General features: G+C 67.1%; 7 protein-coding genes. 6 read left to right on the plus strand and 1 reads right to left on the minus strand.

The window, feature by feature from the left end; translation table 11 throughout:
• Positions 1-161 precede the first annotated feature (161 nt).
• Genes JNJ68_RS04465 through JNJ68_RS04485 form a run of 5 tightly spaced genes read left to right on the plus strand, consistent with a single transcriptional unit; the run spans position 162 to position 4,633 of the window.
• The gene (locus JNJ68_RS04465; RefSeq protein WP_294979491.1) at positions 162-935 is read left to right on the plus strand and encodes an oxidoreductase; all 774 of its coding nucleotides are present in this window, start codon (positions 162-164) and stop codon (positions 933-935) included.
• Between the two features lie 8 nt (positions 936-943).
• Complete coding sequence (locus JNJ68_RS04470) at positions 944-1,837, plus strand: MurR/RpiR family transcriptional regulator (protein WP_294979494.1); 894 nt, start codon at positions 944-946, stop codon at positions 1,835-1,837.
• Positions 1,834-2,559 (plus strand): SDR family oxidoreductase, encoded by a 726-nt coding sequence (locus JNJ68_RS04475; protein WP_294979497.1) that lies wholly within the window; start codon positions 1,834-1,836, stop codon positions 2,557-2,559. The genes JNJ68_RS04470 and JNJ68_RS04475 overlap by 4 nt, the downstream gene beginning before the upstream one ends.
• Positions 2,552-3,706 (plus strand): Gfo/Idh/MocA family oxidoreductase, encoded by a 1,155-nt coding sequence (locus JNJ68_RS04480; protein WP_294979500.1) that lies wholly within the window; start codon positions 2,552-2,554, stop codon positions 3,704-3,706. Before JNJ68_RS04475 ends, JNJ68_RS04480 begins: the two co-directional genes overlap by 8 nt.
• Before the next feature lie 12 nt (positions 3,707-3,718).
• Positions 3,719-4,633 carry a sugar phosphate isomerase/epimerase gene (locus JNJ68_RS04485; RefSeq protein WP_294979503.1) on the plus strand — a complete coding sequence of 305 codons (915 nt, stop codon included), beginning with the start codon at positions 3,719-3,721 and terminating at the stop codon, positions 4,631-4,633.
• Between the two features lie 41 nt (positions 4,634-4,674).
• On the opposite strand, the gene JNJ68_RS04490 is transcribed toward JNJ68_RS04485, so the two are convergent.
• The gene (locus JNJ68_RS04490) at positions 4,675-5,679 is read right to left on the minus strand and encodes a LacI family DNA-binding transcriptional regulator (RefSeq protein WP_294979506.1); all 1,005 of its coding nucleotides are present in this window, start codon (positions 5,677-5,679) and stop codon (positions 4,675-4,677) included.
• A gap of 209 nt (positions 5,680-5,888) precedes the next feature.
• Here JNJ68_RS04490 and JNJ68_RS04495 point away from each other — a divergent pair.
• The coding region (locus tag JNJ68_RS04495) for a substrate-binding domain-containing protein (protein ID WP_294979510.1) at positions 5,889-6,392 on the plus strand (504 nt) is incomplete at its 3' end.

Raw genomic sequence — 6,392 nt, forward strand, 5'->3', positions numbered from 1 at the left:
ATCCTGAATGTCAGCAGGCAACCCATTGATTTTCTTTCCTCCGAGAATCTGTCCACGCGCGGCGCGCGGATTTGCCCGGGGCTCGTGTCGGAAGGGGCTTCCCTGAACGCAGGGCGCGCGGCACGATGGGAACGGACGGGCTTTCCCCGCGAGGTGTCGGAATGGATCTTCAACTGGGGCGGCAGGTGGTGATCGTCACCGGGGCGGCCAGCGGCATCGGAGCCGCAGCGGCCCGCCTTCTTGCCGCCGAAGGTGCGGGAGGGCTGGTCCTCACCGACCGCGACGCCCCCGGCCTTGCCCGCCTCGCGGCCGACCTGACGCCTGCCACCCCGGTCGAGACGGTGGTGTCCGATCTCGCCGATCCTGCGGCATCGGCCGCCATTGCGGCGGCTGCCATTGCCCGCTTCGGCCGCATCGACGGGCTGGTCAACGCGGCGGGCCTGACCACGCGCGGATCGTTCGAGACGGGCACGGCGGCGATCTGGGACGAGCTGTTCGATGTGAACGCGCGTGCGGGGTTCCTGCTGATGCAGGCGGCCATCGTCGACATGCGCCGTCGCGGGGCGCCCGGGGCCATTGTCAACATCCTGTCGATGAACGCCTACTGCGGCCTTCCGGAACTGGCGATCTATTCCGCCACAAAAGGGGCGATGGCAACGCTGACCCGCAACGCCGCCCACGCCCATATGGCCGACCGCATCCGCGTGACCGGCATCAACCTGGGCTGGGTGGCGACCGAGACCGAGCTGCTGAAGCATGCCGATATGGGGCACGGCCCGGACTGGATGGCCGCCGCTGCGGCGGCACAACCCCTGGGGCGGCTGGTCACGGCCGAGGAATGTGCCCGGCTGACGGCATTTCTTCTTTCTGACGCCTCGGTGCCCATGACCGGGGCCATCCTTGACCTTGAACAGAAAGTTGCGGGGGCGATCTGATGGCGGACATGCCCCCCCGGGATTTCGAAGCCTTGCGCGCGGCGCTGGTCGCCCGGTCGGACCGGCTGTCGAAGCGGCTGTCCCAGGTGGCGCAGTTCTTCCTGAACCATCCCGAGGAGGTGGCGGTCTCGACGCTGGTGCATCTGGCGGACCTCGCTGCCGTGCCGCCCGCCACCATCACCCGCTTCGCCAAGGAGCTGGGGTTCCAGGGCTTCTCCGATCTTCAGCTGGTGTTTCGCGAGCGGCTTCTGGGGCCGAGACTGCCCTATGCCGAGCGTGTCTCGGGCGCGGGGGACAGCGATCTGGACCAGCCGGGGGTGGTGTTCGGCAGTTTCGTCCAGGCAGCGGTGCAATCGCTCTTGCGGATCGAGGAGGCGCTGGACCGCGACCAGTTGGAGGCTTGCGTCGAGGTGCTGGCGGCAACGGAGGTCGTCCATGTCGCCGCGGCGCGGGGGGCCTTCGGTCTTGGGGCCTATACGGTCTATGGCCTGGGCAGCCTCGGGCGGCGGGCGCATCTCATCGACAACATCGGCGCGATGCGGGGGATGCAGGTTGCGGCGATGGGGTCGGGGGATACGCTCTTGGCGATGACTTTCGACGACTACACGCCCGAGACGGTGGAGGTGGTGAAGCTCGCCGCCGCGAAAGGGCATAGGGTGCTGGCGATCACCGACAACGCGCTGAGCCCCGTCGCGGGGTTGGCAAGCCATGTGCTTTACGTGAACGAGGCGCGGCTGGGCCATTTCCGCAGCCAGGTGCCTGCGATGGTGGTGGCGCAGGCGATGATCGTCGGGCTGGGGCGCAGGCTCGGTTCGGTTGAAATTTCTCAAAATCGGAAAAATGAAAACTTCGTTGCATCGACTCGCGTCTTGGCCAAGGATGGTCGGGGGAGGACGTCATGATGCGCAGCCGGTTCGACTTTGCCGGGGCCGAGGTCGTGGTGGTCGGCGCCAGCCGCGCCGGGATCGGGGCTTCGATTGCCCGCGCTTTTCAGGAGGCAGGCGCGCGGGTGGAGATCACCGGGGCCGAGCCGGAGCCCGCGCCGGAGGATGCGGGGCGCTTCGGCTATACGCAGCTTGACGTGACCGACGGGGCGGCGGTGAGGGACTTCGCCGCGCGGCATGGCAAGGTGGACGTGCTGGTCAACTGCGCCGCGATCACCGCGCGGGGCGAAGAGATGGCGCCGGAGTTCTTCGCCCATGTCGTCGACGTGAACCTCCACGGCACCTTCCGCGTGGCCGAGGCCTTTCATGCCCAGCTGAAGGCCGCGAAGGGGGCGCTGATCAACATCGCCTCGATGTATGCGATGTTCGGCAGCCCGAAGAACCCGGCCTATGGCGCCAGCAAGGCCGCCGTGGTGCAACTGACCAAATCGCTCGCCATCGCCTGGGCCGGGGATGGCATAAGGGTGAACGCGGTGGCTCCCGGCTTCATCGTCACCCAGCAATCGGCGCGCAGCCGCACCGACCCGGCGCATGTCGCCGCCGTCAACCTGCGGACGCCCATGGGCCGCTGGGGCCAGCCCGAGGATATCGCCGGGCCGGTCCTGTTCCTTGCATCCGAGGCCGCCGGGTTCATGACCGGCACCTGCCTTGCCATCGACGGGGGATATTCCGTTGCCTGACCTTTCCACCATCGGCGCTGCCGTCATCGGCACCGGCTTCATCGGCTCGGTCCACCTGAACACCCTGCGGCGGCTGGGGATTCCGGTCGTCGGCGTCCTCGGTTCGAGCGCCGCGCGGGGGGCCGACCGGGCGCGGGCGCTTGGGGTGGCGAAGGCCTATGGTTCGCTGGACGAGCTTCTCGCCGATCCGGCGGTGCAGGTGGTCCATGTCACCTCGCCCAACGTGGCGCATTACGGGCAGGTCAAGGTGATCCTTGCCGCCGGAAAGCATGTGATCTGCGAGAAGCCGCTGGCGATGACCTCGGCCCAATCGGCCGAGATGCTGGCGATGGCCCGCGCCTCGGGCAAGGTGGCGGCGGTCTGCTACAACACGCGCTTCTACCCGCTGAACCAGCAGGCCCATGGCATGATGAAGGCTGGCGAGCTGGGCGAGTTGCGCCTGATCACCGGGCATTTCCATCAGGACTGGCTGGCGAAGGAGACCGACTGGAACTGGCGGCTGGAGGCGGAGGAGGGCGGCCCGCTGCGGTCGGTCAGCGATATCGGCACGCATTGGGTGGACCTGACGAACTTCATCACCGGCGAGAGGCCGGTCTCGGTGATCGCTGAGCTTGCCACCTTCATCCCGGAACGCCAGAAACCCCTCGGCCCGGTGGAGACCTTCACCGCCGCGAAGGGCGCGACCGAGACGCGGAAGATTGCCACCGACGACGCCGCGACGATCCTGCTGCGCTATGGCAACGGCGGTCGGGGGATGATGTCCACGAGCCAGGTCAGCCACGGGCGGCGGGGGCTGCTTTCGTGGGACATTTCCGGCGCGAAAGCCTCGGCCGCCTGGTCTGCCGAACACCCCGAGGATCTGTGGATCGGCCACCGCGAGGCGCCGAACCAGATCCTCCTGCGCGACCCGTCGTTGATGAATGCCACGGGGGCAGCGGCGGCCTTCATGCCTGGCGGGCACCCGGAGGGCTTCGCCGACACCTGGGCGGCCTTCTTCACCCAGGTCTACCGCGATGTCGCGCGCGGCGGTCGCGGGGCGGAGTCGACCTGGGCCACGTTCGATGACGGGCACTACGAGATGCTGTTCTGCGATGCCGTCCTGGCCAGCGCCGCGCGCGGGGCCTGGGTCGACGTGGCACAAGCGTAAGGAAGACCGCACATGCAACTTGGCATCCTCACCGCCCCTTTCGCCGACACGGCCCTGGAACAGGTCGCCGACTATGCCGCCTCCGCCGGGTTCGAGGCGCTGGAAATCGCCTGCTGGCCCCAGGCCGGGGGCGAGAAGCGGCGCTATGCCGGGACTGCGCATCTGCCGATCGAGGACATGACCCCTGCGCGGGGATCGGAGATCATGGCGATGCTGAGCGCCAAGGGCCTGACCGTCTCGGGCCTCGGCTACTACCCGAACCCGCTGCACGCCGACGCCGCCCACCGCGAGGCGGTCATCGGCCATCTGAAGAAAGTCATAACCGCCGCCGGGATGATGGGCGTCAGAGTGGTCAACACCTTCGTGGGCGGCGACCGCAGCCTGACCGTCGACCAGAACTGGTCGCGCGCCACCGAAATCTTCGCCCCCATCGTCGCCCATGCGCAGGCCAACGGCGTGACGCTCGCCTTCGAGAACTGCCCGATGATCTTCAGCCATGACGAATGGCCGGGCGGACACAACATCGCCTACGCGCCGCGCATCTGGCGGCGGATTTTCGACACCTGGGGCGAGGCGGTCGGCATGAACTATGACCCGAGCCACCTTGTCTGGCAGATGATCGACGCTGCCCGCTTCGTCCGCGAATTCGGCCCCCGCATGGTGCATGTCCATGCCAAGGACCTGATGATCGACCGCGACGGGCTGTATGAAAACGGCATCATGTCCGCCGGGATCGGCTGGCAAATACCGCGGATGCCGGGACTGGGAGAGGTCGACTGGCCGGGTTTCTTCTCGGGTCTCTATCATGCAGGCTATGACGGCCCCGTCATCATCGAGCACGAGGACCGCCGGTTCGAGGGGTCGGACGACCGGATCAAGCGCGGCTTCGCGCTGGCGCGGGATGTGCTGCGTCCTTTCGTGAAATAGCCATGCGGATCGGGCCCTGCTTCGCATCAGGCTTGCGCTGGTCAGGGCGGCGCGGTGCTGCCGCGGACCACAAGTTCGAAGGGCAGCCGGACCGGCACGGGCGCTTCTCCGGCAAGGACAGACAGCAACAGCCGCATTCCCGCCGCCCCCATCTCGGACCGGGGCTGGCGGATCGTCGTCAGCGCCGGGATGCAGGTCTGGGCGAAATGGATGTCGTCGAAGCCGATGATCGACAGATCGCGCGGGACCTGGATGCCGGCCGCAGATGCCGTGGACAGGAAGCCCATCGCCATCTCGTCATTGGCGAAGAACAATGCGCTGGGGCGGTCGGCCAGCTTTATGAACCGCGCGAAGGCCGCGCGCCCGCTGTCCAGGCCGAAACTGCCGGGCAACTCGAACTCCGGCCGGTGCCGCAGCCCGGCCTTGTCCAGGGCGCGGCGATAGCCTTGCAGGCGCTGTGCGGTCAGGATGTTGTTTTCAGGCCCGCAGACATGGCCGATGCGGCGATGACCGAGCGAGATCAGATGCTGCACGGCTGCCTCGGCCGCAGCGGCATTGTCGATGGAGACGGTCAGCGGCCCGAAATCGCTGCCGACTTCGGAAATCGTGACAATCGGCACAGCCCGCTGCTCGGCGCGCACGGGGATGTCGGACCAGCGTGCCTTCGGTTCGGCCAGAAGCAGCGCCCCGTCGGCGCGACCGTTCAGCAGATAGCGGACATAGACCTCCTCGCGCGTCTTCGACCGCCCGCTGTTGCCGATCAGCATGGTCAGCCCCGCCGCAGAGGCCTCGCGCTCGATCCCGCCAAGGATTTCGGAGAAGAAGGTATTTCCGATGTCGGGCACGACGACGAGCACGGTGTTCGCCCGTCGCGAGCGCAGCGACTGGGCCGCAGCATTGAGGTTGTATCCCGTCTCGCGCACCGCGCCCAGAACCCGCTCCCGCGTCTTGGCGGCCACGATATCCGGCGTATGCAGGCAGCGGCTGACCGTCGCGATGGAAACGCCTGCCAGCCGGGCAACATCGTCAATCGTCGGTCGACTCATCCGCCCTGCGCTCCGCTGGGAATATCGGGCATTCTTCTCCCTCACGCGAAGGATGTAAAGGTTTACATACGCCCCGAAACCACTACACTTCTGGAAAAAGCACGATTCGCATCCGCATGGCGAAGTCGTGGAAAACACGTCCGTTGCCGTGTCGGGCGACAGGGCGGAGGACGACGGACTGAAGACACCAAAGATCTGGGAGGATCATGATGAAAAGACTGCTTCTTGGAACCGCGCTGACCTTTGGCCTGGCCGGAATGGCCGCTGCCGAAGGCTACAAGATCGGCATCTCGAACACCGTGCAGGGCAACGGCTGGCGCGAGGAGATGGTCTGCGCCATGAAGGCCGAGGCGCTGGCCTCGGGCAAGGTCGAAAGCCTGAACATCGCCCACCGCAACACCGATGCGGCGGGCCAGCTGGAAGACATCCGCAACCTGATCCAGGCGGGCGTCAACGCCATCGTCGTGAATCCCGCCAACGCCGACGGGGTGAATGCCGCGATCAAGGAAGCGACCGATGCCGGGATCGTGGTGGTTGCCGTCGACCAGGCGGTGACCGAGCCTTCGGCTTACATCCTGTCGAACAACCAGGAGGAATATGCCTATCTCGGCGCCAAGTGGCTGTTCGAGACGATGGGCGGCAAGGGCGCCGTGGTCTACATGCGCGGCGCGGCGGGCGCGGGCGCGGACAACGACCGCGACAAGGGCTTCAAG

The sequence above is a fragment of the Tabrizicola sp. genome (assembly GCF_016793705.1).
In the GTDB taxonomy this organism is placed as follows: Bacteria; Pseudomonadota; Alphaproteobacteria; order Rhodobacterales; family Rhodobacteraceae; genus Tabrizicola.